Source organism: Pseudomonas sp. BF-RE-21, from assembly GCF_019947305.1.
GTDB lineage: Bacteria > Pseudomonadota > Gammaproteobacteria > Pseudomonadales > Pseudomonadaceae > Aquipseudomonas > Aquipseudomonas migulae.
Genome location: NZ_JAGYGF010000028.1, coordinates 1 through 25,256 on the forward strand (window position 1 = coordinate 1; position 25,256 = coordinate 25,256).

29 protein-coding genes and 1 pseudogene are annotated in these 25,256 nt (G+C 60.5%); 7 read left to right on the plus strand and 23 right to left on the minus strand.

The window, feature by feature from the left end; all coding sequences use genetic code 11:
- Nucleotides 1-66 precede the first annotated feature (66 nt).
- Nucleotides 67-684 (minus strand): hypothetical protein, encoded by a 618-nt coding sequence (locus KGB25_RS18260; protein WP_192226075.1) that lies wholly within the window; start codon nucleotides 682-684, stop codon nucleotides 67-69.
- Between the two features lie 214 nt (nucleotides 685-898).
- On the opposite strand from KGB25_RS18260, the gene KGB25_RS18265 reads away from it, so the two are divergent.
- From KGB25_RS18265 to KGB25_RS18285, 5 genes and pseudogenes are all read left to right on the plus strand, one after another.
- Nucleotides 899-2,104 (plus strand): MFS transporter, encoded by a 1,206-nt coding sequence (locus KGB25_RS18265; protein WP_223436129.1) that lies wholly within the window; start codon nucleotides 899-901, stop codon nucleotides 2,102-2,104.
- A 186-nt stretch (nucleotides 2,105-2,290) separates the two neighbouring features.
- The gene (locus KGB25_RS18270) at nucleotides 2,291-3,010 is read left to right on the plus strand and encodes an SDR family oxidoreductase (protein WP_008026798.1); all 720 of its coding nucleotides are present in this window, start codon (nucleotides 2,291-2,293) and stop codon (nucleotides 3,008-3,010) included.
- Nucleotides 3,011-3,049: 39 nt separating this feature from the next.
- Nucleotides 3,050-3,319, plus strand: a pseudogene (locus KGB25_RS18275) (LysR substrate-binding domain-containing protein); the annotation flags it as partial.
- Nucleotides 3,320-3,400: 81 nt separating this feature from the next.
- On the plus strand, nucleotides 3,401-3,868 hold the full coding sequence (locus KGB25_RS18280; RefSeq protein ID WP_008026802.1) for a helix-turn-helix domain-containing protein: 468 nt from the start codon (nucleotides 3,401-3,403) through the stop codon (nucleotides 3,866-3,868).
- The gene (locus KGB25_RS18285) at nucleotides 3,865-4,440 is read left to right on the plus strand and encodes a PIN domain-containing protein (protein WP_223436131.1); all 576 of its coding nucleotides are present in this window, start codon (nucleotides 3,865-3,867) and stop codon (nucleotides 4,438-4,440) included. The genes KGB25_RS18280 and KGB25_RS18285 overlap by 4 nt, the downstream gene beginning before the upstream one ends.
- A gap of 56 nt (nucleotides 4,441-4,496) precedes the next feature.
- On the opposite strand, the gene KGB25_RS18290 is transcribed toward KGB25_RS18285, so the two are convergent.
- From KGB25_RS18290 to ccmA, 10 genes are all read right to left on the minus strand, one after another.
- Nucleotides 4,497-4,901 carry a hypothetical protein gene (locus KGB25_RS18290; RefSeq protein ID WP_008039842.1) on the minus strand — a complete coding sequence of 135 codons (405 nt, stop codon included), beginning with the start codon at nucleotides 4,899-4,901 and terminating at the stop codon, nucleotides 4,497-4,499.
- 14 nt (nucleotides 4,902-4,915) lie between these two features.
- Nucleotides 4,916-6,118 (minus strand): c-type cytochrome biogenesis protein CcmI, encoded by a 1,203-nt coding sequence (ccmI, locus tag KGB25_RS18295; RefSeq protein WP_223436134.1) that lies wholly within the window; start codon nucleotides 6,116-6,118, stop codon nucleotides 4,916-4,918.
- Nucleotides 6,111-6,584 carry a cytochrome c-type biogenesis protein gene (locus KGB25_RS18300; protein ID WP_008026812.1) on the minus strand — a complete coding sequence of 158 codons (474 nt, stop codon included), beginning with the start codon at nucleotides 6,582-6,584 and terminating at the stop codon, nucleotides 6,111-6,113. The genes ccmI and KGB25_RS18300 overlap by 8 nt, the downstream gene beginning before the upstream one ends.
- Nucleotides 6,581-7,135, minus strand: coding sequence for a DsbE family thiol:disulfide interchange protein (locus KGB25_RS18305; protein ID WP_223436136.1), 555 nt, complete (start codon nucleotides 7,133-7,135; stop codon nucleotides 6,581-6,583). Before KGB25_RS18305 ends, KGB25_RS18300 begins: the two co-directional genes overlap by 4 nt.
- Nucleotides 7,135-9,126 carry a heme lyase CcmF/NrfE family subunit gene (locus KGB25_RS18310; protein WP_223436138.1) on the minus strand — a complete coding sequence of 664 codons (1,992 nt, stop codon included), beginning with the start codon at nucleotides 9,124-9,126 and terminating at the stop codon, nucleotides 7,135-7,137. The genes KGB25_RS18305 and KGB25_RS18310 overlap by 1 nt, the downstream gene beginning before the upstream one ends.
- 3 nt (nucleotides 9,127-9,129) lie before the next feature.
- Nucleotides 9,130-9,585: a cytochrome c maturation protein CcmE gene (ccmE, locus tag KGB25_RS18315; protein WP_008026817.1), complete on the minus strand. Its 456-nt coding sequence runs from the start codon at nucleotides 9,583-9,585 to the stop codon at nucleotides 9,130-9,132.
- Complete coding sequence (gene ccmD, locus KGB25_RS18320; RefSeq protein ID WP_008026820.1) at nucleotides 9,582-9,758, minus strand: heme exporter protein CcmD; 177 nt, start codon at nucleotides 9,756-9,758, stop codon at nucleotides 9,582-9,584. The genes ccmE and ccmD overlap by 4 nt, the downstream gene beginning before the upstream one ends.
- The gene (locus KGB25_RS18325; RefSeq protein ID WP_008026821.1) at nucleotides 9,755-10,510 is read right to left on the minus strand and encodes a heme ABC transporter permease; all 756 of its coding nucleotides are present in this window, start codon (nucleotides 10,508-10,510) and stop codon (nucleotides 9,755-9,757) included. Before KGB25_RS18325 ends, ccmD begins: the two co-directional genes overlap by 4 nt.
- A gap of 78 nt (nucleotides 10,511-10,588) precedes the next feature.
- Nucleotides 10,589-11,257, minus strand: a complete 669-nt coding sequence (gene ccmB, locus KGB25_RS18330) for a heme exporter protein CcmB (RefSeq protein WP_008026823.1) — start codon at nucleotides 11,255-11,257, stop codon at nucleotides 10,589-10,591.
- On the minus strand, nucleotides 11,254-11,889 hold the full coding sequence (gene ccmA, locus KGB25_RS18335) for a cytochrome c biogenesis heme-transporting ATPase CcmA (RefSeq protein WP_008026825.1): 636 nt from the start codon (nucleotides 11,887-11,889) through the stop codon (nucleotides 11,254-11,256). Before ccmA ends, ccmB begins: the two co-directional genes overlap by 4 nt.
- Nucleotides 11,890-12,085: 196 nt before the next feature.
- Between ccmA and KGB25_RS18340 the strand changes: the two genes are divergently transcribed.
- Together KGB25_RS18340 and KGB25_RS18345 are read left to right on the plus strand one after the other, a co-directional pair.
- Nucleotides 12,086-13,660 (plus strand): flagellar hook-length control protein FliK, encoded by a 1,575-nt coding sequence (locus KGB25_RS18340; RefSeq protein ID WP_223436141.1) that lies wholly within the window; start codon nucleotides 12,086-12,088, stop codon nucleotides 13,658-13,660.
- Nucleotides 13,657-13,986, plus strand: coding sequence for an EscU/YscU/HrcU family type III secretion system export apparatus switch protein (locus tag KGB25_RS18345; RefSeq protein WP_008026830.1), 330 nt, complete (start codon nucleotides 13,657-13,659; stop codon nucleotides 13,984-13,986). Before KGB25_RS18340 ends, KGB25_RS18345 begins: the two co-directional genes overlap by 4 nt.
- Nucleotides 13,987-14,406: 420 nt before the next feature.
- On the opposite strand, the gene KGB25_RS18350 is transcribed toward KGB25_RS18345, so the two are convergent.
- The 12 genes from KGB25_RS18350 to fleN all read right to left on the minus strand — a co-directional run bounded on the left by KGB25_RS18350 (nucleotide 14,407) and on the right by fleN (nucleotide 25,203).
- Nucleotides 14,407-14,799 (minus strand): DUF2802 domain-containing protein, encoded by a 393-nt coding sequence (locus KGB25_RS18350; protein WP_008039837.1) that lies wholly within the window; start codon nucleotides 14,797-14,799, stop codon nucleotides 14,407-14,409.
- Complete coding sequence (locus tag KGB25_RS18355) at nucleotides 14,800-15,285, minus strand: chemotaxis protein CheW (protein ID WP_008024622.1); 486 nt, start codon at nucleotides 15,283-15,285, stop codon at nucleotides 14,800-14,802.
- 74 nt (nucleotides 15,286-15,359) lie between these two features.
- The gene (locus KGB25_RS18360) at nucleotides 15,360-16,304 is read right to left on the minus strand and encodes a CheW domain-containing protein (protein ID WP_223436143.1); all 945 of its coding nucleotides are present in this window, start codon (nucleotides 16,302-16,304) and stop codon (nucleotides 15,360-15,362) included.
- A 1-nt stretch (nucleotide 16,305) separates the two neighbouring features.
- A complete protein-coding gene (locus tag KGB25_RS18365; protein ID WP_008039835.1) occupies nucleotides 16,306-17,094 on the minus strand; it encodes a ParA family protein in 789 nt (262 codons plus the stop codon).
- Nucleotides 17,095-17,133: 39 nt separating this feature from the next.
- On the minus strand, nucleotides 17,134-18,024 hold the full coding sequence (motD, locus tag KGB25_RS18370; protein WP_008024618.1) for a flagellar motor protein MotD: 891 nt from the start codon (nucleotides 18,022-18,024) through the stop codon (nucleotides 17,134-17,136).
- A 15-nt stretch (nucleotides 18,025-18,039) separates the two neighbouring features.
- Nucleotides 18,040-18,780, minus strand: a complete 741-nt coding sequence (locus KGB25_RS18375; RefSeq protein WP_008024616.1) for a flagellar motor protein — start codon at nucleotides 18,778-18,780, stop codon at nucleotides 18,040-18,042.
- Nucleotides 18,780-19,910: a chemotaxis response regulator protein-glutamate methylesterase gene (locus KGB25_RS18380; RefSeq protein WP_008024614.1), complete on the minus strand. Its 1,131-nt coding sequence runs from the start codon at nucleotides 19,908-19,910 to the stop codon at nucleotides 18,780-18,782. Before KGB25_RS18380 ends, KGB25_RS18375 begins: the two co-directional genes overlap by 1 nt.
- 50 nt (nucleotides 19,911-19,960) lie before the next feature.
- Entirely contained in the window at nucleotides 19,961-22,231 is a 2,271-nt protein-coding gene (locus tag KGB25_RS18385; protein WP_223436145.1) for a chemotaxis protein CheA, read from the minus strand.
- 54 nt (nucleotides 22,232-22,285) lie between these two features.
- Nucleotides 22,286-23,074, minus strand: a complete 789-nt coding sequence (locus KGB25_RS18390) for a protein phosphatase CheZ (protein WP_223436147.1) — start codon at nucleotides 23,072-23,074, stop codon at nucleotides 22,286-22,288.
- A gap of 22 nt (nucleotides 23,075-23,096) precedes the next feature.
- Nucleotides 23,097-23,468 carry a chemotaxis response regulator CheY gene (locus KGB25_RS18395; RefSeq protein ID WP_008006721.1) on the minus strand — a complete coding sequence of 124 codons (372 nt, stop codon included), beginning with the start codon at nucleotides 23,466-23,468 and terminating at the stop codon, nucleotides 23,097-23,099.
- Between the two features lie 167 nt (nucleotides 23,469-23,635).
- Nucleotides 23,636-24,376: an RNA polymerase sigma factor FliA gene (gene fliA / locus KGB25_RS18400; RefSeq protein WP_007894214.1), complete on the minus strand. Its 741-nt coding sequence runs from the start codon at nucleotides 24,374-24,376 to the stop codon at nucleotides 23,636-23,638.
- On the minus strand, nucleotides 24,373-25,203 hold the full coding sequence (gene fleN, locus KGB25_RS18405) for a flagellar synthesis regulator FleN (protein WP_008001746.1): 831 nt from the start codon (nucleotides 25,201-25,203) through the stop codon (nucleotides 24,373-24,375). Before fleN ends, fliA begins: the two co-directional genes overlap by 4 nt.
- Nucleotides 25,204-25,256: the final 53 nt, after the last annotated feature.

The window sequence follows — 25,256 nt, forward strand, 5'->3', positions numbered from 1 at the left end:
CATTGATGGTGACTGATACACCGCCATCGCGAGCAGGCTCGCTCCCACAGGGAACTTCACCTGTCATCACATCGGCGGTGTGACGCCATCCTTGCCAGCCGAGATGGATTGGGCGGTCAGCGTTCCATCGGCACTCTGGGTCACGAACGTCACGACCTTCACACCCACCTTCAGCAAGCTGCGATCCCCAGGCACCAGGTTCACGATCGGCACATCTTCCGGCACCAGAATCTTCTGCTGTCCGCCCTTGTAGTTGACGGTCAACACCCGACCATTACTGACCACCAGATCACCGACGCTGCCGTTGGTCATGCTGCTGCCCTTGACCAGGTCGAAGGGTCGATGGCCGTCGCCACTGCCGGCCAGCTCCGGCGGAAAGACGTGGACTTCCAGCGCTTTGAGCGAGCCATCTTCCTGCGCAATGGCCGCCGAGCCGATGTAGCTGCCCGGTTTGATGTCTTCGATATTGGCCAGGGTGACGGCGCGGATTTTGGTGTCCTTGGTCAGGTTGATGACCACGTTTTCGCCACTGTTGACGTGGACTTTCAACACGTCGGGGCTGACCCCGGTGATCTCGCCGCGTACGCCGATGCGCATGCCCGGTGCGTCTGCAGCCTGGGCGAGGCTTGCCATGAACAATCCGATCAAAGTGCCGCGAATCAGGTAACGGAACATCGCGTTCATGAAAGTGCCTTCCGGTGATGGGTCGTAAGAGAGAACATAAGCACGCTATCGAACAAGATGTAAGTGAATGTATCATCGGATCTTGAAATTCAGGCGCAGGTTCCAGCGCCACTCATTCCGCAAAGGAATGATTGCTATCACTCCAATCCCTCTTCCGCCGACTCGGCCTGCCACTTAGCCTTCACGCATTCCTTTCTGTTCAGCGAGACACGTTATGAACTCAGCGACTCAGGCGCCCCACGGCGCCGCGACAATGACCAAAGGCATGGTGCTGCTGTTTGCCTTCTGCTGCGGCGCCATCGTTGCCAACATTTACTACGCGCAACCGATCATCGGCCTGATCGCGCCCGACATCGGCCTGACCAGCACCATGGCCAGCCTGATCGTTTCGCTGACCCAGATTGGCTACGCGCTGGGCCTGTTCTTCCTGGTGCCGCTGGGTGACCTGCTGGAAAACCGCCGACTGATGATCACCACCACCGTGGTGGCGATTGCCAGTCTGTTGGGCGCCGCGTTCACCGATCAGCCGAATGTGTTTCTGCTGATCTCGTTGCTGGTGGGTTTCAGCTCGGTGTCGGTACAGATCCTGATTCCACTGGCCGCGCACCTGGCGCCGGAGGAGTCTCGCGGTCGAGTGGTCGGCGGGATCATGGGCGGTTTGCTGCTGGGGATCCTGCTGGCGCGACCGGTGTCCAGCGTCGTGGCTGACCACTTCGGCTGGCGGGCGATGTTTGTGATTGCGGCGGGGTTGATGGCGGCCATCAGCATCGTGCTGGCCATGACCATTCCCAAGCGCCAGCCTGATCACAGCGCCTCCTACGGTCAGTTGCTCGGTTCGCTGTGGACGCTGCTGCGCCAGCAACCGGTATTGCGCCAGCGCGCGTTTTATCAGGGCTGCATGTTCGCCACGTTCAGCCTGTTCTGGACCGCCGTGCCGCTGGAATTGGCGCGTAATCATGGCTTGTCGCAAACCCAGATCGCGATTTTCGCCCTGGTCGGCGCCATCGGTGCCATCGCTGCGCCCATCGCCGGTCGACTCGCCGATGCTGGCCACACCCGCATCGCTTCGCTGCTGGCGCTGCTGTTCGCCAGCCTGAGCTTCCTGCCAGCATTCATCCATCCGGCCTACAGCGTCATCGGCCTCGCCGTCACCGGCGTGGTGCTCGACTTCTGCGTACAGATGAACATGGTCCTCGGCCAACGGGCGGTCTACGCCCTCGACGCCAAAAGCCGCAGTCGCCTGAACGCGTTGTACATGACCAGCATCTTCATCGGCGGCGCGTTTGGCTCCTCGGTAGCCAGTGCGGTGTACGAACACGGCGGCTGGTTGTGGATCGTGATTGTGGGTAGCGCGTTTCCACTGCTGGCGTTGTTGCGGTTTTTGGGTGTTTCACAGGAGCGTTCACTGGCGACGGCATAGACATCCAAAAGCTTCGCGGGCAAGTCTCCCCGAGAATGAATGCTTTCGCTCTGCGTCAGCAATCACCCCGAGGTATTCCCGGTTTACACTCAGCGTCCGGAGCCTGAAGCGATGCGGGATGTGGTTCGCGGTTGACCGGTTCAAATGCCGCCTGACCTGCGGCATGTTTTGTTCAAGGAGTGTGCAATGACCCGACGTACTTTTCTCATCACCGGCGCCAGCAAAGGTATTGGCCGCGCGGTGGCCGAACACCTGGACCGCGCCGGACACCGGGTGGTCGGCATTGCCCGCACGCCTGACCTGAGTTTTCCCGGCATCCTGTTTCCGCTGGATTTGAGCGACAGGGCACTCACTCAGGAAGTGCTGGCGGACCTGGCCGGGACTTACGAGTTCGATGGGCTGGTCAACAACGTCGGCCTGGTACGCCCGCAAGTGTTGGGAGAAATCGACCTCGATACGTTCGATGACGTAATGCGGGTCAACCTGCATTCAGCGTTGCAGGCTACCCAGGCGCTGCTGCCGAACATGCGCGCCAAGGGTTGGGGTCGGGTGGTGAACATTTCCAGCCTGACGGTGCTCGGGATTACCCAGCGCACGGCGTACGCAGCGGCAAAAGCGGCGTTGATCAGCTTCACGCGCTCCTGGGCGCTGGAACTGGCGCAAACCGGCGTGACGGTGAACGCCGTGGCACCGGGACCGACGGAAACGGAACTGTTCCGCGCCAACAACCCGCCGGGAAGCGAGGGCGAGGCGCGTTATCTGGCCGGTGTGCCGATGGGGCGTCTGGGACAACCGCAAGAAATTGCCGCCGCGATTGCATTTTTGCTGTCCGAACAGAGTGGATTCATCACCGGCCAGACGCTGTTTGTAGACGGTGGTTCTTCAATAGGCAAAGCGGCGTTCTGACCCACAACACAGGTCCCTGTAGGAGCGGTCCGGCTGCTTGAAGAACAAACCGTCACCGTCAGCGGCAGGATTCGTGTCAGCGCCGCGCAAGGTCTGCGTGAAGCGGCGCTGGCCCATCAAGGGCTGACCATGGCGTCGGCATGGATGTTTGCACCGGAGCTGGCCAGCGGAGTGGTCAGGGAGGTGATGACGAAGTGGACGCTGCCGGTTCAGGAGCTGTGGGCGGTGTTTCCAACCGGGCGGATGGCCAGCGCCAAGGCTCGGGCGTTTGTGGAGTATGTGCAGGGGTTGTTGGTAAAAAGGGTCTGAGAGCACCTGTTTCGTTTATTGCGATTTTCGATTATTTCGAATAGCCTGCCAGCTTCGCTTACTCAGAAGGCTGGAACCATCATGTCACCCACCCTCCATCCGACGATAAACCTCCCGCTGGAGCGCGAAGTGCAGGCTGCTATTGAAGGTCAGCGCGCATTGGCGGCCTACCTTGCCACTCAATTCGAAACACAGCGCATCCAGATTTTCGACGAACAGAATGAGGCTCACAGCGTCGAATTACCCACTTCGGCTCTTCGTTTGCTAGTCGATATCCTAGAAGCGCTCGCTGCGGGCAATGCTGTCAAAGTAGTCCCGGTTCACGCTGAACTGACGACGCAGGAAGCGGCTGATCTGCTTAACGTCTCACGCCCGCACCTGATCAAACTGCTCGAATCCGGCGACTTGTCCTACCACAAAACCGGCAAGCACCGACGTGTGCGCTTTGCCGATTTGATGGACTATAAAAACCGGCGCGATACCGCCAGCGAGCAAGCAATGATGCTGCTCGCCGAGCAGGCACAAGCGTTAAGGACAGGATACGAGTGAGGCACTCCTCTTTTACCGCTGTATATGACGCATGTGTGCTGTACCCCGCGCCCCTGAGAGATTTTTTGATGTGGCTTGCACTCTCCGGACGTTTTAGAGCGAAATGGACAATGGAGATACACAACGAATGGAAACGCAATTTGCTCAAAAACCGTCCGGATCTGACCACAGGACAACTGAACCGCACGTCCGAACTGATGGATCAGGCATTACCCGACGCTTGCGTGTCCGGTTACGAAGAGCTTATTGAAGGATTGACGCTACCCGACGTCGATGATCGACACGTCCTGGCTGTTGCCATTCACTGTAATGCCAGCGTCATCGTCACCTTCAACCAGAAAGATTTCCCCTGCACCGCCCTGAGCCCCTTCGGTATTGAGGCTCAGCATCCTGACGAGTTCGTCGATAACCTTTTTGATCTCGATCCGGCGGCAGTGATCGAGGCGGCACAACGGCAGCGCAAGCAGCTGAAGCTGTCGCCGATGGATGTCAGTAGTTACCTTGAACTTCTGCTGCGTCAGGGCCTGGTTCAATCGAGCAAGGCATTGACCGAGTACCGCGCCATTCTCTGAACGTCCTTCACAGACTCCAGACAGCAAAACGGCGATCCGTAGATCGCCGTTTCCATTTACTGCCCGAATTGCCGTCCCAGCCCACCGGGTACGCCATGGATGTCCGTGTCTTCCCATGGCCCGTTCGGGCTGATCGAGCGGCTCCAGCCGTTGTTCCAGCGGTAGTACGTGCGCTGGCGGTAGAAGGTGTTGGTCTGGTCATCGAGCACATATACGCCGAGCTTTTGATCCCAATGGCTGTTACCGCCCGGTGGCGGTGCGAAGCTGGCCGAGGTGCGTGGCATCGGTTTGGCGGGCTTGGCCGGAATACTTGGCTTACCTGGCGTCGGTGTCGTTGACGGCGTCGGGCGGGGCTGCGACGGCGGGATCGGTGGCAGCGACGTCGGCTCGGGGCGCTGGACCGCACACGCGCTTAACCCCAAAACCAGACTGAGCAGGGTAATACGAGCAATGGCGGTCATGGCGGTGGTTCCTGTTATTTGTCTGGGCTGTCGATGGTCAGTTTTTGCGCCGCGGTGGTGCTGCTGGCCAGAGGCTGGCTGCGACCGATCCATTCGCCGGCAGTCGGTTGGCCGGCCCGTGAGATACGCGCAACCAGTTGGACTTCAGGAAAGTTCGACAGTTTCAACTGCGGCATCATTGCGTCGGCATCGCCCAGTTCGACGGTCGCCGGCAAGTCGGCCACGGTCAGGCGTTTGGCGGCCAATGGTGCGGGAGGCCCCGAGGTGGCGCGGGCGAAAATGAACACGCTGTCACCCGGCTGAACCTTGGCCTTGAGCTCTGGCGCCAGATCGACGCTGACCTTGAGCAGCGCCGCAACCTTGGGCGCAGGCGCCTGGGCAACCTTGCCGCCGCTGGCTTCGAGTTTCTCGGTAGCCCGGGCAATACCGCCTTGCAGCGCGGCGCGGGAGCCGTCTTCCGGCGGCAGTTGCACCAACAGGCGATTCCAGTAATCGATGGCGTCCTGATAATGCGCGCTTTCAAACGCGGCGATACCGAGCAGGCCAAGGCTGGTGACTTCCTTCGGATCGGCTTTCAGCGCTTCGTCGGTGAGGGCCTGAACCTTGTCCGACCACTTCTTGCCATCGGCGAAGTACTGGGCTTGCGCCCATTGGCCGAGCAGTTCCGGCTGACGACCGGCCAGGTTCACCGTGCGCTCGAAGATCTTCGCCGCGTCGGCGGGACGATCCTGCGCCATGTAAGTACGACCCAGGAAGTACAGGCCTTCGGCCGAATCCGGTTGAGCGGCGACGGCGCGTTCCAGACGGCGGGTCATCTCTTCCATCGACTGCGGTGCCTGGGAGAATTCGCGGGTCAGTTCAACCTTGTCGCTGGCGCCGAAATGCAGGTAGAGCCCAAGCCCCAACACCGGCACCAGAATCGCCGCCAGCAATGGCAACGGTTTGCCCAGACGTGCCGCGCGCGGTGCATCGGCGCCTTCGGTGTCGGCGAGCAACTCACGAGCAGCTTCGGCGCGACCGGTTTCCAGTTGCGCTGCGTTGAGCACGCCCTCTTCCTGCTCGGATTGCAACTCAGCCACGCGCTCTTGATACAGCGCTACGTTCAGGGCGGTACGATCCTCTTCAAGCTGGGCGCGGCGGCCACGCAGAACGGGGATCAGCAGAAAACTCAGGGCAACCAGAAGCAGCAGACCTGCAGCGAGCCAGAAATCAATCATTCTTGGTTTTATCCAACAGTTGATCGAGGCGCTCGCGCTCCTCGGCAGAAAGCTCATCCTTGGCATCAGCGCGTTGGACGCGACGGCGGCGGACGATCACGGCGATGATCACAAAACCGCCCAGCAGCAGGCCGGCGGGGCCGAACCAGAGCAAGGCAGTCTTGGCGTTGAGTGCGGGTTTGTAGCGGACGAAATCACCGTAGCGATCGACCATGAAATCGATGATCTGCTGATTGTCCTTGCCCTCGCCCAGCATGCGGAAAATCTCTTTGCGCAGGTCGGCGGCGATCGGTGCGTTGGAATCGGCGATGTCCTGATTCTGGCACTTGGGGCAACGAAGCTCTTTGGTCAGCTCGCGAAAACGCTCGCGATCACCTTCTTTGGCGAACTCATAGGTGTCGATGGCCGCGTGCGCCACGCCGGCCATGCTCAAGCCCAATACAGCGGCAGCTATCCAGCGCTTCATGGCTTGGCCTCGTCCACCAGCGCCTGATACTTGGCCGCCAGTTTTTCGCGCCAGACCTGCTCGTCGATCACGCCGACGAATTTGTCGCGGATGATGCCCTTGGCGTCGATGAAGAAGGTTTCCGGAGCGCCGTATACGCCGAGGTTCAGGCCCAGCGTGCCTTCGTCGTCACGGATGTCCAGTTGATACGGGTTGTGGAACTCCACCAGCCACTTCAAGGCATCCGCATTGATGTCCTTGTAGTTGATGCCGTAGATCACCACGCCCTTCTCGGCCAGTTTGTTCAACACCGGGTGCTCGACCCGGCAGGAAATGCACCAGGTGCCCCACACGTTGACCAGCGCCGGTTTACCGAGAATATCTGCCTTGGTCAGGGTCTTGTCGCCCTGCACCGCGGGCAGGGAAAACTCCGGGAACGGCTTGCCGATCATTGCCGAAGGTAATTCAGTCGGGTCGCCCTTATTCAGTTGTATAACTACAACAGCAGCAAAGCATCCAAGCACAAAGACAATCAACGCGACTACAAGCCAGCGTTTGCTATCAACACTCATCAACTAACCCCCGGTACAGTCATGCCCAATGCTTCACGCACGCGGCTTTTCACCTTGACCCGATAACGACGATCCAGCGCCGCCAGCAGCCCGCCCAAACCGGTCAGCAGACCGCCGAACCAGATCCAGCGCACGAACGGTTTGACGTGCACGCGCACGGCCCAGGCGCCATCACCCAGCGGTTCGCCGAGTGCGACATAGAGGTCGCGGGTGAACCCGGCGTCGATCCCGGCTTCAGTCATCACCGAGTTCTGCACGGTGTACAGGCGTTTTTCCGGGTGCAACACGCTGATTTCCTTACCGTCGCGGATCACCCGTACGGTGCCTTTGTCGGAGGTGAAGTTCGGGCCTTCAAAGTGCTTGGCGCCTTCGAACACGAACTGATAACCGCCCAGGTCCATGGACTCGCCCGGTGCCAGGCGCAGGTCACGTTCAGCGCTGTTCTGGCTCGACAGCACGACACCGAGCGCACACACGGCGATACCCAAATGCGCAAGCTGCATGCCCCAATAGCTGCGAGTCAGGGTCGGCAGGCCTTTGATCAGGCCTTTGTGGCGGGTCTTGTCGAAAATGTCGCGGATACCGGCCAGCAACACCCAGGCGGCCAGCATGAACGTCGCGATCACTGCCCAGTTGAAATCGCCATAAGCGACGCCAGCCACCACGGCCAGCGCGGCGCTGCCGAGCAACACCGGGGTCAACATGCTCATCAGCCATTTGACCGGAGTGTCTTTCCAGCGCACCAGCATGCCAACCGCCATCACCACCATCAGCAACGCCATCAACGGAATGAACAGCGCGTTGAAGTACGGCGGGCCTACGGACAGTTTTGCGCCGGTCATGGCATCGAGAATCAGCGGGTACAAGGTGCCCAGCAGGATCATCGACGCCGCTACCACCAGCACCAGGTTGTTGCCCAGCAGCAAGGTTTCGCGAGACCAGAGGTTGAAGCCGACATGGCTCTTCACCACCGGCGCGCGCAGGGCAAACAGCGTCAGCGAGCCGCCGACCACGAACAGCAGGAAAATCAGGATGAACACGCCGCGCTCGGGATCGGAGGCAAAGGCGTGAACCGAGGTCAGCACGCCGGAACGCACCAGGAATGTACCCAGCAAGCTCAACGAGAACGCAGCGATGGCCAGCAACACGGTCCAGCTCTTGAACACGCCACGTTTTTCCGTGACCGCCAACGAGTGGATCAACGCAGTGCCCACCAGCCAAGGCATGAAGGAGGCGTTTTCCACCGGGTCCCAGAACCACCAGCCGCCCCAGCCGAGTTCGTAGTAAGCCCACCACGAACCGAGGGTGATGCCGATGCCGAGGAAGGCCCAGGCGACGATGGTCCATGGACGCGACCAGCGCGCCCACGCCGCATCGAGTCGACCGCCGAGCAATGCCGCGATGGCGAACGCGAAGGCCACGGAGAAACCGACGTAGCCCATGTACAGCATCGGCGGGTGAACGATCAGGCCGATGTCTTGCAGCAGCGGGTTGAGGTCACGACCGTCCGCCGGAATCTGCGGCAGGATCCGTGCGAACGGGTTGGAGGTAAGGATCAGGAACATCAGGAAACCGGTGCTGATCATGCCCATCACCGCCAGCACCCGCGCCAGCATCACTTGCGGCAACTGCCGGGAGAACACCGACACGGCGAAAGTCCAGCCGCCGAGGATCAATGCCCACAACAGCAACGAACCTTCGTGCGCGCCCCACACTGCACTGAACTTGTAGTACCACGGCAAGGCGCTGTTGGAGTTGCTGGCGACGTAGGCGACGGAGAAGTCGTCGGCCATGAACGCGTAGGTCAGGCAACCGAAAGCGAACAGCAGAAACGCGAACTGCCCCCAGGCGGCCGGCTGGGCCAGGCTCATCCACAAACGATCACCGCGCCAGGCACCGAGCAACGGCACCACGGCCTGAACCAGCGCGAAACACAGCGCCAGAATCATGGCCAGATGGCCGAGTTCAGGAATGAAGATTCCAGATGTCATCGATCAACCCTCCTTCGCGGGCGTTGGAGCAGATTGACCACTGTCTTTCAAAGCCTTGGTCACTTCTGGCGGCATGTACTTCTCATCGTGCTTGGCCAGCACTTCGTCAGCCACCACCACGCCATCGGCGTTCAGTTTGCCCAGCGCAACGATGCCCTGCCCTTCGCGGAACAGGTCCGGAAGGATGCCGCGGTAACTGATGGTCACGGACTTGTTGAAGTCGGTAACGATGAATTTCACGTCCAGCGAATCGCCGGAACGTTGCAGCGACCCCTTCTCGACCATGCCGCCCGCACGGATACGCGTGTCTTGCGGCGCTTCGCCGTTGGCGATTTGCGTCGGGGTGTAAAACAGATTGATGTTCTGCTGCAGGGCGCTCAGGGCCAGACCGACGGCAGCGCCGACACCGACCAGGATCGCGAGAATGATGATAAGACGCTTTTTGCGCAGCGGATTCACTTGCCGTTCTCCCGGCGCAGACGACGCGCCTCTTGTTGCAGATACCGCTTGCGGGCCAGGATCGGCGCCGCCACGTTGAGGGCCAGCACCGCCAGGCTAATGCCATAGGCTGACCAGACATACAGGCCGTGATGGCCCATGGCGAGGAAGTCGCCGAATGAAGCAAAAGTCATCGAGCGGCCTCCAGGCTGTTCTGCACTTCGGCTTTCACCCAACTGGCGCGGGCCTCGCGCTTGAGCACTTCAAGGCGCATGCGCAGCAGCAAAACCGCGCCGAAGAAACAGTAGAAACCCAGCACCGTCAGCAGCAATGGCAGCCACATTTCAACCGGCATCGCCGGTTTTTCGGTGAGGGTGAAGGTCGCGCCCTGGTGCAGGGTGTTCCACCACTCCACCGAGTATTTGATGATCGGGATGTTGATCACGCCGACAATCGCCAGCACCGCGCAGGCCTTGGCCGCGCTGTCACGATTGCTGATGGCGTTGCCCAGCGCAATGAGACCGAAGTACAGAAACAGCAGAATCAGCATGGACGTAAGTCGTGCATCCCAGACCCACCACGAACCCCAGGTCGGTTTGCCCCAGATCGCGCCGGTGACCAGCGCCACGGCGGTCATCCAGGCTCCGATGGGCGCCGCGCATTGCAGGGCGACGTCGGCCAGTTTCATTTTCCACACCAGCCCGACGATGCCGCACACCGCCAGCATCACGTAGACCGACTGCGCCAGCATGGCGGCGGGAACGTGGATATAGATGATGCGAAAGCTGTTGCCTTGCTGGTAGTCCGGCGGCGCGAAGGCCAGGCCCCAAACGACACCAATGCTGATCAGCAGCAACGCTCCGATGCTCAGCCACGGCAGCAGTTTGCCGCTGATGCCATAAAACCATTTGGGTGAGCCGAGCTTATGAAACCAGGTCCAGTTCATTACTGTTTCCATCACGGTTGCTGCTCGTTATCACAAGCAGCCTAGGGTCTTTACTGGTTAAAATTTAACCAGACCTCATTATTCGCCGACGCTGATCTTCAGGCCAGCAGCTATTGCAAAAGGTGTCAGGGTTATCGCCAGGGCGGTCAGGCTACCAAGCCACAGGAGATAACCGATCGCCGGCATGCCCTGCAATGCCGCCTGCAAGGCACCACTGCCGAGAATCAACACCGGGATGTACAACGGCAGAATCAGCAGCGCCAGCAACAAGCCGCCCCGCTTCAAGCCTACCGTCAGGGCCGCGCCCACCGCACCGAGCAGGCTCAGCACCGGTGTACCCAGCAACAGGGAAAGCAGCAACACGGGCAGACAGGCGGTGGGTAAACCGAGCATCAACGCCAGCAGTGGAGCGAGCAAAACCAGTGCCAGACCAGAGAAGGCCCAGTGTGCCAGTACCTTGGCCAAAACCAGAAGAGGCAGGGGGTGCGGCGAAAGGACCCACTGCTCAAGGGAACCGTCTTCGAAATCACTGCGGAAAAGCCCGTCCAGCGAGAGCAAAACCGATAAAAGGGCTGCCACCCAGACCAGTCCCGGAGACAAGGTTTGCAACAATTGAGACTCGGGACCGACCGCCAACGGGAACAGCGAAACCACGATCGCGAAGAACACCAACGGATTGGCCAATTCCGCCGGACGGCGGAACAACAAGCGAGCCTCACGGGCGACCAACAGGCCGAAAACACTCATACGGCCCAATTCCCCAGATCAATGTCGCGATAGCCGGTCGGCATTCGACTCAGCGTGTGGTGCGTGGTCAGTACCACCATGCCGCCACGCTCACAGTGCGCGGCCAGGTGTTCTTCGAGTTGCGCCACGCCTTGCTTGTCGAGCGCAGTGAACGGCTCGTCGAGGATCCACAGCGGCGGGCTGTCCAGATACAACCGTGCCAGGGCCACGCGGCGTTGCTGACCGGCGGACAGGGTGTGGCACGGAACATCTTCGAAACCGCGCAGTCCGACAGCAGCAAGCGCTGCCCAAATGGCTTCATGGGAGGCCGGTTGATGCAGCGCGCAGAGCCAGCTGAGGTTTTCTTCGGGGGTCAGCAGATCCTTGATGCCCGCGGCATGACCGATCCACAGCAGATTGCGCGCCAGTTCGCTGCGTTGTTCGTTCAGCGGCTGGCCATTGAGCAGCACTTGACCGGCGGTCGGTTGCATCAGGCCCGAAAGCAAACGCAAAAGGCTGGTTTTGCCACTGCCGTTGGGGCCGCTGATTTGCAACATTTCGCCACTGGCCAGTCTCAATTCGAGATTTTCGAAGAGCAGTCGAAGGTCTCGCTCACAAGCAAGGGCAACGGTTTGCAGGACAGGACTGGTCAAGAGATCACGGGCCTTTACGGTTCAAGTCGGCGGCGGAACGGCCGCTAAAGAGATGCAGCATAGATGCATTGGCGGCCTGTTCTAGAGAGCTGCGTCAAACAAATGCAATGTTTTCGCCACTCTGTGAAAGACGGGCGGCATTATACATGCCATGCCCCACTCTAAAGAGGGCAATTTCCTCAGGTTGTGACCGCGTATGACAGGCGAAATGAACATCCTCCCGCTACCACCGACCACGCCCGCGACATCGCGACCGCAGGTGGTGAGTGGCGAACTGCTCAAGCTGCTGACGCCGATGGAGGGCCTGATTACCGTCGGGCAGACCGCCAAAGCCGAAGTGCTGTCGCTGAAGCAGGCGGATCAGTCCTTTCAACTGCTGCTCAAGGTCACCCTTGAAAGCGGCCGTCAGACCACGGTTCAGGCCACCAGCAGCCAACCGCTGCCACAGGGCACGAACCTGGCAATTACCCAGCCATCGGCCGGCAACCTCGCCGTGACGGTGCAACAAGCCATTGCCTCCAGCGTCGCCACCCTCACCCGCATCGATACCACACAACTGCCGGTGGGCACCCTGCTGCAAGGCAAAGTGCTGACCTCCCAGGTGCTGCCGCAAGTGCCGGGCCAGCCGACGGTGTTTCGTTCAATGGTGAGCCTGCTCAACACGGCGCTGAGCGGCAGCACCCTGAACATCGACAGCCCGACGCCGCTGCGCATCGGCACCTTGCTGAGCGCGCTGGTGCAAGACACCCAGACCCTGAAATTCGTCCCGCTGAGCAGCCGCCAGGAACAACTGGCAGTCACTCAACAACTGGTCAGCCAACAGAGCCGCCAGGGCTCGCTGGACGGATTACTGAAACTGCTGCAAAACCTGCCAGCCTCGAATCAGACGTCCAGCGACCTGCGTGTCGCCGTGGACAAGTTGCTCGCCGGCCTGCCGGACGTGCAGCAACTCAGCACGCCAAAAGGCCTGGCCCAGGCGCTGGCCAATAGCGGGCTGTTCCTTGAAGCGAAACTGCTCGCCGGGACGAATCCTACGCTGGCACCGGACATGAAAGGTGATTTGCTGAAGTTGATCGCGCAACTGACACCGGGGTTGCCGGCCAACACCAACCTCAATGCGATCATCGCTGCCAACACGCTGGCCCAGACCATGCCTAGCTTTGTGCGTAGCGCCCTGGGCATGCTTGGCCAGGTCAGCGCCAAACCGCAGCCGACCAGCTTTCCTTTGCCGGAACGCTTCCTGCAGAGCGCGGACGGCGAAGGTGATCTGGAGCACTTGCTGCGTCTGGCGGCAGCGGCAGTTTCACGCCTGCAAAGCCATCAACTGTCGAGCCTGGAGCAAACCGGCGTCACAGACGACGGTCGGCTGATGAGCACCTGGCAGCTGGAAATCCCGATGCGCAATATGCAAGACATCGTGCCGTTGCAGGTCAAGTTCCAGCGCGAGGAAGCACCGGAGAAAGAACAACCCAATGAACGCCGTGACGAACGCGAGCCCAAGCAACAACTGTGGCGCGTCGAGTTGGCATTCGACATGGAGCCGTTGGGGCCGCTGCAGATTCAGGCGCAGTTGATCAACGGCAGTCTGTCCAGCCAGCTGTGGGCCGAGCGGCCGTACACCGCGAGTCTGATCGAGAGCAATCTTGTCGGGCTGCGCGAACGCTTGCTGGCATCTGGCCTGAATGTCGGCGATCTCGATTGCCACCTTGGCACACCGCCGCAAGGTCCTCAAACCCGTCTGGAACAACGCTGGGTCGACGAAACCGCATGAGAAATCCCGATACTCCACGCCAGGCCATCGCCCTCAAATACGACGGCACCCACGCCCCTACCCTCACGGCCAAGGGCGACGAAGAACTGGCGGAAGAAATCCTCAAGATTGCCCGCGATTATGAAGTACCGATCTACGAAAATGCCGAGCTGGTGAAATTGCTCGCGAGGATGGAGCTTGGGGACAGTATTCCGGAGGAGTTGTATCGCACGATCGCCGAGATCATTGCGTTTGCCTGGAATTTGAAAGGCAAGTTTCCGGCAGGGCATGACCCGAGTGCGCCGATGATCGAGAAGGACATCACCGATCGCGGGGATGATTACTGAGGTTTCGAAGACGCCATCGCCAGCAAGCCGGCTCCTACAATTTTTTGTGGTGTAGCACGAACCTGTGAACACCACTGACCTGTAGGAGCCGGCTTGCTGGCGAGGCGGCCCTGAGGCTTGCACCGCCCTTTCGGACGCCATCGCTGGCAAGCCGGCTCCTACAGTTTTTTGTGGTGTAGCACGAACCTGTGAACACCACTGACCTGTAGGAGCCGGCTTGCTGGCGAGACGGTCCTGAGGCTTGCACCACCCTTTCGGACGCCATCGCTGGCAAGCCAGCTCCTACAAGTGCGCCGTCGTGTGAAAAATCCGGGAACACACCAAACTCTGTAGGAGCCGGCTTGCCGGCGAAGCGGCCTTGAGTCTTGCAGCGCCCTTTCGGACGCTATCGCCAGCAAGCCGGCTCCTACAAAAGCGCTGTCAGTTCTTGTGCAGCTTGCTCATCAACTCCGCCTCAGCCTGGGTCAAGCCGCAGGACTGAGTCAGTTCATCGACGCTCGCGCCCATTCCGACCAGGCGCGCTGCCTGGGCAAACGACAGGCTCGACGGGTCGCGCTGTTCAAGCTGAGCCAGCTTGTCCGGCAACGGCCCGACCACCGCGCGCAGCTCGTGCAGGTCTTCACCCATGCGCACGCTGCCGTTCTGGTAGTTGTCAACGCGTTTGCCCAGGTCCTTGATGCGCTGATCGCGCAGCGCATCGCCCTCGGCCTGTTGCGCAGCGATCCGCCGCTGACCGCGAATGTACGCCAGAAACATTGCCAGCGTGCCTGCCCAGAAGAGGAACAGGACAATGACCGCAACCTCAAGAATCAATCAGATACTCTCCAGTTCCGACCATTCTTCTTCGCTCATCATCTTGTCCAGCTCGACCAGGATCAGCAATTCGTTGTTCTTGTTGCACACGCCTTGAATGAACTTGGCGGACTCTTCGTTACCCACGTTCGGCGCGGTTTCGATTTCCGACTGACGCAGGTAAACCACTTCAGCCACGCTGTCGACCATGATCCCGACCACTTGCTTGTCGGCTTCGATGATGACAATCCGGGTGTTGTCGCTGATCTCGGCATTCATCAGGCCGAAGCGCTGACGGGTGTCGATCACGGTCACCACATTGCCGCGCAGGTTGATGATGCCCAGCACATAGCTCGGGGCACCCGGGACCGGGGCGATTTCGGTGTAACGCAGGACTTCCTGAACGCGCATCACGTTGATGCCGTAGGTTTCATTGTCCAGCTTGAAGGTTACCCATTGCAGGATCGGATCTTCGGAACCTTTTGCAGACGACGCCTTATCATTCATACCCTGACCCCTCGAAAAACCGCCCTAGCGGTGTGTGTTCAGTGCGATGGCAAGTCACTTGCCCCGCGTGTTTTTTATGTCGGTTTGTGGGACGGCTTGCCGCCGCCCATGTGCTTCGCCCCACCGCTGGCGATCAACTCGGCCAGTTCGGAAACGTCGAGCAACGCACACATGTGTTCAATCACCGTGCCCGCCAGCCATGGCCGTTGACCCCGGTGGGTGCGCCATTTGATTTCGTTCGGGTCCAGGCGCAACGAGCGGCTGACCTGATGCACTGCCAGCCCCCACTCGTAACCCTGAACCGAAATAACGTATTGCAGGCCCTGACGGAAGTCATCGCGATAGCGGTCGGGCATGACCCAACGGGCGGTATCGAGCACTTTCAGGTTGCCGGCCTGGCTCGGCAGAATCCCGAGGAACCATTCCGGCTGACCGAACAACGGTGTCAGTTCCTGACCGGCCAGGGAATAAATCGAGCCCAGGCACACCAGCGGCACCGCCAGGGTCAACCCGGCGACATCGAACAACAGGCATTCGAACGGCTCGGCGGCCCATGCAGGACGGCCGTTGGTTTCCACTGGCGGCGGCGTGTTGCTCGGCGGCAGATGGACTTCGACGATCGGCGGCACGAGCGCTTGCAACTGCGGTGCGGTCGGAGGTACCAGCTCTTGCTGCAGCGGAGCGGTCGGCGGTACCAGCGCTTGCAGCAGCGGTGCGATGGTCGATACCGGCGCCAGGGCCGGGACCGGCGCTTCCATCAGCGCCACCGGGGCTTTCACCACAGGTGCGGTGACCGGCGCGGCAACGGTTGGCGGTTTCTCGGCCGGCTTCTGCGCATCGCGCGCCTGTTCTTCAAGCACCGCGGCCTGGAATTCGTCCAGCGCCGCCTCAACCTCGACCACCTCGGGAATCGCTTCGACTTCCGGCGGCAACTCTTCGGTTGCGTCCATCAACAAGCTGTCCAGATAGGACTGGAGCGCAAGTTGCGGACGGGAAGTGATTTTTACCGGGCGATTCATCTCACGCCACCTGCGCAACGGATTGTTGCGTCAGCAAGTGCTTGAGCAGCGCGCGATAGGCCAGCACGCCGCGACTCTTGCCGTCGAATTGCGAAGGCGTCACGCCGGCACGGCTGGCGTCGCGCAAACGCGTATCGACCGGGATGTAGCCTTGCCAGATTTCTTCCGGATACTTGTCGCGCAACACCCGCAAGGTCCCGAGCGACGCTTGCGTGCGCCGGTCGAACAGGGTCGGCACGATGTTGAATGCCAATGGCTGCTTGCGCGAACGGTTGATCATCGCCAGCGTATTGACCATGCGCTCCAGGCCTTTGACCGCCAGGTGCTCGGTCTGCACCGGAATCACCAATTGCTGACTGGCCGCCAAGGCATTGACCATCAGCACGCCGAGCAACGGCGGGCTGTCGATCACCGCGTAATCGAAGTCCTGCCACAATTGCGCCAGGCTCTTGGCAATCACCAGGCCCAAACCACTCTGCCCCGGCGACTGGCGCTCAAGCGTCGCCAGCGCGGTGCTGGACGGCAACAGGGAAATACTCGCGTGACTGGTGGGCAACAGCAACTGACCGGGCAAGCCTTGCGGCACGCTGCCCCGGTGCAGGAACAGGTCGTAGCTGCTGTGTTCCAGGCTGTCGGGGTCGTAACCGAAGTAGCTGGTCATCGAGCCGTGGGGATCGAGATCGACCACGACCACGCGCTTGCCCGCCTCAGCCAGCAACCCGGCTAAAGCGATAGAGGAAGTGGTTTTACCAACACCACCCTTTTGATTGGCAACGGCCCAGACTCTCATTCGGATTGTTCCTCCCGGTCGATTCGACCGGGAAATAGCTCAACGTGTTAATGCGGGTGACGGAGAATTGACGGCGCTCTCTCGTCCCGGCGACTTGACTGGTGCAGGTGCAGTTTGTGTGCCAGCACGCTTCAACGCGGCATCCGGTTGCGCATGAGCGGTTCCGGTGCCTGTGAGGCTGCGACGGACATCAAGATTTCGTGACACCACCAACACCACACGACGGTTGCGCGCACGGCCTTCGGCGGTCGCGTTGTTGGCCACCGGCTGGAATTCGCCGTAACCCACCGACGCCAAACGACCAGGATTTACCCCCTGCATCGCCAGCATCCGCACGATGCTCGCCGAACGGGCCGAGGACAGCTCCCAGTTGGTCGGGTATTGCGCGGTGCGGATCGGTTGATCGTCGGTGAAACCTTCGACGTGAATCGGGTTGTCGAACGGCCTCAGGATCACTGCGACCTTATCGATGATGTTGAACGCCATGTCGCTGGGCATGGCATCGCCGCTGCCGAACAACAGGCTGGAATTGAGTTCGATCTCGACCCACAGCTCGTTGCCGCGAACGGTCATCTGGTTGGAGCTGATCAAGTCGCCGAACGCGGCGCTGATGTCATCGGCAATGCTTTTCAGCGGGTCGCTGGCACCGGCGATGCCGGCGTCGACCTGTTCGCTGTCCTTGACCAGCGGCTTGGCCGGGGTCACGGTTTTCGGACGCTCCTCACCGATGGGGATCGGCTGGAGCGAACGATCCGAATCGGTGAACACGCCGATCAACGCTTGCGAGATGATCTTGTACTTGCCTTCGTTGATCGAAGAAATCGAGTACATCACCACGAAAAAGGCGAACAGCAACGTAATGAAGTCGGCATAGGAAACGAGCCAGCGTTCATGGTTTACATGTTCTTCAGGTTGTCGACGGCGTGCCATAGTCCATTACTCCCATCAATCCATGAAGCCCTGAAGCTTCAACTCAATAGAGCGAGGGTTTTCACCTTCGGCGATCGACAGGATGCCTTCCAGCAACATTTCGCGATAACGCGACTGACGCAATGCAACGGATTTGAGTTTGGCGGCAATCGGCAACAGCACCAGGTTGGCACTGGCGACGCCGTAGATGGTGGCGACGAAGGCCACGGCGATGCCGCTACCCAGTTGCGACGGATCGGCCAGGTTGCCCATGACGTGGATCAGCCCCATCACCGCACCGATGATGCCGATGGTCGGCGCGTAGCCGCCCATGCTTTCGAAGACTTTGGCGGCTTCGATGTCGCGGCTTTCCTGGGTGTAGAAATCCACTTCCAGAATGCTGCGAATCGCTTCCGGCTCAGCGCCGTCCACCAACAGTTGCAGGCCTTTGCGCGAGTAGGCGTCGGGTTCGGCGTCGGCGATACCTTCCAGACCGAGCAGACCTTCCTTGCGGGCGGTCAGGCTCCAGTTCACCACGCGGTCAACACCGCCGGCCAGGTCCACGCGCGGCGGGAACAGGATCCAGCCAACAATCTGCATGGCGCGCTTGAACGCGCTCATCGGCGATTGCAGCAGCGCCGCGCCGACGGTCCCGCCGAGCACGATCAACGCTGCCGGACCGTTGGCCAGCGCGCCGAGATGGCCGCCTTCAAGGAAGTTGCCACCGATGATGGCGACGAACGCCATGATGATCCCGATAAGGCTGAGTACGTCCATCAGATGCACGCCTCGACCAGGTGCTTGCCAATGTCGTCGAGACCGTACACCGCATCGGCGAGTTCGGCTTTGACGATGGCCATCGGCATGCCGTAGATCACGCAGCTGGCTTCATCCTGAGCCCAGATCGAGCTGCCGCCCTGCTTGAGCAGGCGCGCGCCTTCACGACCGTCGGCGCCCATGCCGGTCAGTACCACCGCCAGAACTTTGTCACCGTAGGACTTGGCAGCCGAACCGAACGTAATGTCCACGCACGGCTTGTAGTTCAGACGTTCGTCGCCCGGCAGGATTTTCACCGCGCCACGGCCGTCGATCATCATTTGCTTGCCACCCGGCGCCAGCAGCGCCAGGCCCGGACGCAGGATGTCGCCATCCTCGGCTTCCTTGACGCTGATGCGGCAGAGCTTGTCCAGACGCTCGGCGAACGCCTTGGTGAAGGCGGCCGGCATGTGCTGGATCAACACGATCGGGGCCGGGAAATTGGCCGGCAGCTGGGTCAGAACCCGTTGCAGGGCAACCGGGCCGCCCGTGGACGTACCGATGGCAACCAGTTTGTAGGCTTTGCGTTTCGGCGCTGGCGACGATGGGCTGGCTGCGAATGTGCGAGCCGGGATCGGTGCCGGTGCCGGACGAGCAGGTGCGCTGCTGCCATAACTGCCGATGCTGGAAGGCGCAGGTGTCGGCGCGGGTGCAGCGACCGGTGCCGGCGCGCTGTAGGCGCTGACACGACGGTTACTGCGCGAGATGCTGAGAATCTTCTCGCACAGCAGTTGCTTGACCTTCTCGGGATTGCGCGAGATGTCTTCGAAATTCTTCGGCAGGAAATCCACCGCGCCGGCATCCAGCGCGTCCAGGGTGACCCGGGCGCCTTCGTGCGTCAGCGAGGAGAACATCAACACCGGGGTCGGGCAGCGCTGCATGATGTGCCGCACCGCCGTGATGCCATCCATCATCGGCATCTCGTAGTCCATGGTGATCACGTCCGGCTTGAGGGCCAGGGCCTGATCGATCGCCTCTTTTCCGTTGGTCGCCGTACCGACGACCTGGATATTCGAATCCGCTGAAAGAATTTCCGAGACGCGGCGGCGGAAAAACCCCGAATCGTCCACCACCAGGACTTTGACTACCATAAACACTCCGTTAGGCGGGGGCGAGGCTTCGTCGCCCCGCTCCCCCAGAATCAAATACGCCGTGCGGCGTAACGCTTGAGCATGCTCGGAACATCGAGAATCAGCGCAATGCGACCGTCACCGGTGATGGTGGCGCCCGACATGCCCGGGGTTCCCTGGAGCATTTTGCCCAATGGCTTGATGACCACTTCTTCCTGGCCGACCAGTTGATCGACAACGAAGCCGATCCGCTGGGTGCCCACCGAAAGGATCACCACATGGCCTTCGCGCTGCTCTTCGTGAGCGGCGGAGCTGACCAGCCAGCGCTTGAGGTAGAACAGTGGCAGCGCCTTGTCCCGCACGATCACCACTTCCTGGCCGTCCACCACGTTGGTGGTCGACAGGTCGAGGTGGAAGATCTCGTTGACGTTCACCAGCGGGAACGCGAACGCCTGGTTGCCGAGCATGACCATCAGCGTCGGCATGATCGCCAGGGTCAACGGGACCTTGATGACGATCTTCGAGCCCTTGCCCTTGGTCGAGTAGATATTGATGGTGCCGTTGAGCTGGGCGATCTTGGTTTTCACCACGTCCATGCCCACGCCACGACCCGACACGTCGGAGATCTCGGTCTTGGTCGAGAAACCCGGTGCGAAGATCAGGTTGAAGCAGTCGGACTCGCTGAGGCGATCCGCCGCATCCTTGTCCATCAAACCTTTCTTCACCGCGATGCCGCGCAACACGTCGGCGTCCATGCCCTTGCCGTCATCGGAGATGGACAGCAGGATGTGGTCGCCTTCCTGTTCAGCGGACAAAATCACTTTGCCGCTGCGCGGTTTGCCCATCGCTTCGCGATCGGCCGGCTCTTCGATACCGTGGTCGACCGAGTTGCGCACCAAGTGGACCAGCGGGTCGGCCAGGGCCTCGACAAGGTTTTTGTCGAGGTCGGTTTCTTCGCCGACCAGCTCCAGGTTGATCTCTTTCTTGAGCTGGCGAGCCAGGTCGCGAACCAGACGCGGGAAGCGCCCGAAGACTTTCTTGATCGGTTGCATCCGGGTCTTCATGACCGCGGTCTGCAAGTCGGCCGTGACCACGTCGAGGTTCGACACGGCTTTGGACATGGCTTCATCGGCGCTGTTGGCACCCAGGCGAACCAGGCGGTTACGCACCAGTACCAACTCGCCGACCATGTTCATGATTTCGTCGAGACGCGCGGTGTCGACCCGCACGGTGGTCTCGGCTTCGCTGGCCGGTTTTTCCGCAGGCGGCGCGGCCGCTGCACGGGCAGGCGCCGGTGCAGCAGCGGCGGCAGGTTTTGGTGCAGCGGCGGCAGCAGGCTTCGCTGCTTCGGCTTTTGGCTCGGGCGCCTTGGCGACAGGTGCCGGGGCCTTGGCGACGGGCGTTGCTACCGAAGAGGCAGCGGAACCGGTGCCGACCTCAGTGAACTTGCCTTTGCCATGCAATTCGTCGAGCAGCGATTCGAACTCGTGATCCGAGATCAGATCGCCGCCAGCCGCTGCTGCGGTTGGCGCAGCCGGGGTCGGTACCGAGGCAATGGCCGATTCCAGTGCATCGACCGCAAAGTTGCCCTTGCCGTGCAGCTGATCGAGCAGTGCTTCGAACTCATCGTCGGTAATGTCGGAACTGTCACCTGGCGCTTTCGGCGCAGCCGGTGCGGCAGGCGCAGCGGGTGCTGCCACCGCGTCGACGGCGAACTGGCCTTTGCCGTGCAACTGATCGAGCAACGACTCGAACTCGGCATCGGTGATTTCATCGCTGGTCGCGGCATCGCCGGCCGGCAGCGGAGCAGCGGCCGGGGCCTCAGCCTGAGCCTTGACGGCGTTCAGCGAGTCCAGCAGTTGTTCGAATTCGTTATCAGTGATGTCGCCTGATTCGGCTTCGGCAGCCGGCTCTTCCACCACTTCAGCCACAGGTGCGGCTTGATCGGCGGTTTGCGGCTCGGCCAGACGGGCCAGGGCTGCAAGCAATTCAGGCGTGGCGGCCGTTATCGGGCCACGCTCGCGGACTTCGCTGAACATACCGTTCACCGCGTCCAGCGCTTCGAGAACCACGTCCATCAATTCCGAATCGACGCGACGTTCACCCTTGCGCAGGATGTCAAACACGTTCTCGGCGATGTGACAGCACTCCACCAGCTCGTTGAGCTGGAGGAAGCCGGCGCCCCCTTTTACAGTGTGAAAACCGCGAAAAATTGCATTGAGCAAGTCCGCATCATCCGGTCGGCTTTCAAGCTCGACCAGCTGTTCGGACAGTTGCTCTAGAATCTCGCCGGCCTCAACCAGGAAATCCTGAAGGATCTCTTCATCGGCGCCGAAGCTCATTAAGGGGGTGCTCCTAAAGGTCTAAAAACCTAAAAAACCTAAAATGCTAAAAATCTAAAATCCTAGGCTGGATAACAAATCGTCCACATCGTCCTGACCGGACACAACGTCTTCTCTTTTATCGGCATGAATCTGCGGACCTTCACCCTGAGAGAGATGTTTTTGCGGATCTTTTTCTGCAAGCATCGCTTCACGGTCATGTTCGATGCCCGCAAAGCGGTCCACCTGACTGGCCATAAGCACGAGCTTGAGCAGGTTGCTTTCGACTTCGGTGACCAATTGGGTCACACGCTTGATCACCTGACCGGTGAGGTCCTGGTAATCCTGAGCGAGCAGAATGTCGTTAAGGTTGCTCGACACCGCACGGTTGTCCGCGCTGCTGCGTGCCAGGAAACCATCGACACGCCGTGCCAGTTCACGAAACTCCTCAGCCCCGACTTCGCGACGCATGAACCGCCCCCAGTCCGTGCTCAGCGCCTGAGCTTCATCGCTCAGGCTGTTGACCAGCGGCGTGGAGTTTTCGACCAGATCCATGGTGCGGTTGGCTGCGGCCTCTGTCAGCTTGACAACGTAACCCAGACGCTCGGTGGCATCTGTGATCTGGGACACTTCCTCGGCTTGCGGCATGTGCGGGTCAATCTGAAAATTGACGATCGCACTGTGCAACTCGCGGGTGAGCTTGCCCACTTCCTGATACAGGCCGCGGTCACGGGTCTGGTTGAGCTCATGGATCAGTTGCACAGCGTCACCGAACCTGCCTTTTTCAAGGCTTTCGACCAGTTCGACCGCGTGTTTTTTCAGGGTCGATTCAAAATCGCCCTGTGAAGATTCGTTTTGGTCCATAGCTTCCCCGTGGCGCAGTTTCTCAACCGATGCGTTCGAAAATCTTCTCGATTTTTTCTTTCAACGCCTGGGCCGTGAAGGGTTTGACCACATAGCCGTTTACGCCGGCCTGGGCCGCTTCGATGATCTGCTCGCGCTTGGCTTCAGCGGTCACCATCAGCACTGGCAGGTGCTTGAGCTTTTCATCGGCGCGCACGTGGCGCAGCAGATCGATACCGGTCATGCCAGGCATGTTCCAGTCCGTTACCAGAAAGTCGATGCTTCCGCTGTTGAGAACCGGAATGGCGGTGATGCCATCGTCAGCCTCGACCGTGTTGGTGAACCCAAGGTCACGCAACAGGTTTTTTATGATCCGCCGCATCGTTGAGAAGTCATCAACGATGAGGATTTTCATGTTCTTGTCCAATTCGACCTCCAAGCAGTCTTAAACGCGCCCAGCACCTGGACGCGCCATTTCAATCAATCCGGCAAAGCACTCAATGACTGTCTGGAGCACAACAGATCGAGACCGGCGCAGTTCAACACCACACCAGCCAAGTTCGCAGTGTCCCCACACTGCCTTCAGCGCGCTCGCCACTCCCCCAAACGCCCCCGCAAACGGGCCGCGCACTGGCTGTGTAACTGGCTGACCCGAGATTCGCTGACCCCCAGGACCTCACCGATTTCCTTGAGATTCAACTCTTCGTCGTAGTACAGCGCCAACACCAGTCGCTCACGCTCCGGCAAATTGGCAATCGCGTCCGCCAGCGCTGCCTGGAAGCGTTCATCTTCCAGATCGCGCGACGGCTCGAGATGAGCACTCGCGCCATCCTCATGCAGCCCTTCGTGTTCGCCGTCCTGCAACAGGTCGTCGAAACTGAACAAGCGGCTGCCCAGGGTGTCGTTCAAAATCCCGTAGTAATCGTCGAGACTCAATTGGAGTTCGGCCGCAACTTCGTGATCTTTAGCGTCACGGCCGGTTTTAGCTTCAATCGAGCGAATTGCGTCGCTGACCATGCGGGTATTGCGGTGGACCGAACGTGGCGCCCAGTCCCCTTTGCGCACTTCATCAAGCATGGCGCCGCGGATCCGGATGCCCGCGTACGTCTCGAAACTCGCGCCTTTGCTGGCGTCATATTTGGTGGATACTTCAAGCAGGCCGATCATCCCGGCCTGGATCAGGTCTTCGACCTGGACACTGGCTGGCAGTCGCGCCAGCAGGTGGTAAGCAATGCGTTTGACCAGTGGCGCGTAACGCTCGATCAGCTCGTACTGCGCGTCACGCGCCGACTTCTTGTAGAGGTTGTAACCGCTGGCTGTCATAGCACGGGTCCTGCCGTTTGTTGCACGAGGCGCTCGACGAAAAACTCCAGGTGCCCGCGCGGGTTGGCAGGCAGCGGCCAGGTATCGACCTTTTGTGCGATGGCCTTGAAAGCCAGGGAGCACTTGGAACGAGGGAAGGCTTCATAGACCGCGCGCTGCTTCTGCACAGCCTTGCGCACGCTTTCGTCGTACGGCACCGCACCGACGTATTGTAAGGCGACGTCGAGGAAGCGGTCCGTGACCTTGGTCAACTTGGCGAACAGGTTGCGGCCTTCCTGCGGGCTCTGGGCCATGTTGGCCAGGACGCGGAAGCGGTTCATGCCGTAGTCGCGGTTGAGCAGTTTGATCAGGGCGTAGGCATCCGTGATCGAAGTCGGCTCGTCGCAGACCACCAGCAAGACTTCTTGCGCGGCGCGAACAAAACTGACTACCGAGTCACCAATACCCGCAGCGGTGTCGATCACGAGCACGTCAAGGTTGTCGCCGATATCGCTGAACGCCTGGATCAGGCCGGCATGCTGGGCCGGACTCAGATGAACCATGCTTTGTGTGCCGGACGCGGCCGGGACGATGCGGATGCCGCCTGGCCCCTGCAACAACACGTCGCGCAGCTCACAGCGGCCTTCGATGACGTCGGCCAGGGTACGTTTGGGTGTCAGTCCCAACAGGACGTCGACATTCGCCAGCCCCAGATCGGCGTCCAGCAGCATGACGCGCCGGCCGAGCTCAGCTAGAGCCAGGGACAAGTTCACTGACACATTAGTCTTCCCGACGCCACCTTTGCCGCCGGTCACCGCGATCACCTGTACGGGATGCATGCTGCCCATGTTATTTCTTTACCTTGTCTTGCATAGACGGAGGCCACATTACTGGCTGCGCG

Excerpts from the sequence above, each read along its gene's own strand:
- KGB25_RS18260 (WP_192226075.1), bottom strand. The coding sequence starts at position 684 with ATGAACGCGATGTTCCGTTACCTGATTCGCGGCACTTTGATCGGATTG.
- KGB25_RS18265 (WP_223436129.1), top strand. The coding sequence starts at position 899 with ATGAACTCAGCGACTCAGGCGCCCCACGGCGCCGCGACAATGACCAAA.
- KGB25_RS18270 (WP_008026798.1), top strand. The coding sequence starts at position 2,291 with ATGACCCGACGTACTTTTCTCATCACCGGCGCCAGCAAAGGTATTGGC.
- KGB25_RS18280 (WP_008026802.1), top strand. The coding sequence starts at position 3,401 with ATGTCACCCACCCTCCATCCGACGATAAACCTCCCGCTGGAGCGCGAA.
- KGB25_RS18290 (WP_008039842.1), bottom strand. The coding sequence starts at position 4,901 with ATGACCGCCATTGCTCGTATTACCCTGCTCAGTCTGGTTTTGGGGTTA.
- ccmI (WP_223436134.1), bottom strand. The coding sequence starts at position 6,118 with ATGATTGATTTCTGGCTCGCTGCAGGTCTGCTGCTTCTGGTTGCCCTG.
- KGB25_RS18300 (WP_008026812.1), bottom strand. The coding sequence starts at position 6,584 with ATGAAGCGCTGGATAGCTGCCGCTGTATTGGGCTTGAGCATGGCCGGC.
- KGB25_RS18305 (WP_223436136.1), bottom strand. The coding sequence starts at position 7,135 with ATGAGTGTTGATAGCAAACGCTGGCTTGTAGTCGCGTTGATTGTCTTT.
- KGB25_RS18310 (WP_223436138.1), bottom strand. The coding sequence starts at position 9,126 with ATGACATCTGGAATCTTCATTCCTGAACTCGGCCATCTGGCCATGATT.
- ccmD (WP_008026820.1), bottom strand. The coding sequence starts at position 9,758 with ATGACTTTTGCTTCATTCGGCGACTTCCTCGCCATGGGCCATCACGGC.
- KGB25_RS18325 (WP_008026821.1), bottom strand. The coding sequence starts at position 10,510 with ATGAACTGGACCTGGTTTCATAAGCTCGGCTCACCCAAATGGTTTTAT.
- ccmB (WP_008026823.1), bottom strand. The coding sequence starts at position 11,257 with ATGAGTGTTTTCGGCCTGTTGGTCGCCCGTGAGGCTCGCTTGTTGTTC.
- KGB25_RS18340 (WP_223436141.1), top strand. The coding sequence starts at position 12,086 with ATGACAGGCGAAATGAACATCCTCCCGCTACCACCGACCACGCCCGCG.
- KGB25_RS18345 (WP_008026830.1), top strand. The coding sequence starts at position 13,657 with ATGAGAAATCCCGATACTCCACGCCAGGCCATCGCCCTCAAATACGAC.
- KGB25_RS18355 (WP_008024622.1), bottom strand. The coding sequence starts at position 15,285 with ATGAATGATAAGGCGTCGTCTGCAAAAGGTTCCGAAGATCCGATCCTG.
- KGB25_RS18360 (WP_223436143.1), bottom strand. The coding sequence starts at position 16,304 with ATGAATCGCCCGGTAAAAATCACTTCCCGTCCGCAACTTGCGCTCCAG.
- KGB25_RS18365 (WP_008039835.1), bottom strand. The coding sequence starts at position 17,094 with ATGAGAGTCTGGGCCGTTGCCAATCAAAAGGGTGGTGTTGGTAAAACC.
- motD (WP_008024618.1), bottom strand. The coding sequence starts at position 18,024 with ATGGCACGCCGTCGACAACCTGAAGAACATGTAAACCATGAACGCTGG.
- KGB25_RS18375 (WP_008024616.1), bottom strand. The coding sequence starts at position 18,780 with ATGGACGTACTCAGCCTTATCGGGATCATCATGGCGTTCGTCGCCATC.
- KGB25_RS18380 (WP_008024614.1), bottom strand. The coding sequence starts at position 19,910 with ATGGTAGTCAAAGTCCTGGTGGTGGACGATTCGGGGTTTTTCCGCCGC.
- KGB25_RS18385 (WP_223436145.1), bottom strand. The coding sequence starts at position 22,231 with ATGAGCTTCGGCGCCGATGAAGAGATCCTTCAGGATTTCCTGGTTGAG.
- KGB25_RS18390 (WP_223436147.1), bottom strand. The coding sequence starts at position 23,074 with ATGGACCAAAACGAATCTTCACAGGGCGATTTTGAATCGACCCTGAAA.
- KGB25_RS18395 (WP_008006721.1), bottom strand. The coding sequence starts at position 23,468 with ATGAAAATCCTCATCGTTGATGACTTCTCAACGATGCGGCGGATCATA.
- fliA (WP_007894214.1), bottom strand. The coding sequence starts at position 24,376 with ATGACAGCCAGCGGTTACAACCTCTACAAGAAGTCGGCGCGTGACGCG.
- fleN (WP_008001746.1), bottom strand. The coding sequence starts at position 25,203 with ATGGGCAGCATGCATCCCGTACAGGTGATCGCGGTGACCGGCGGCAAA.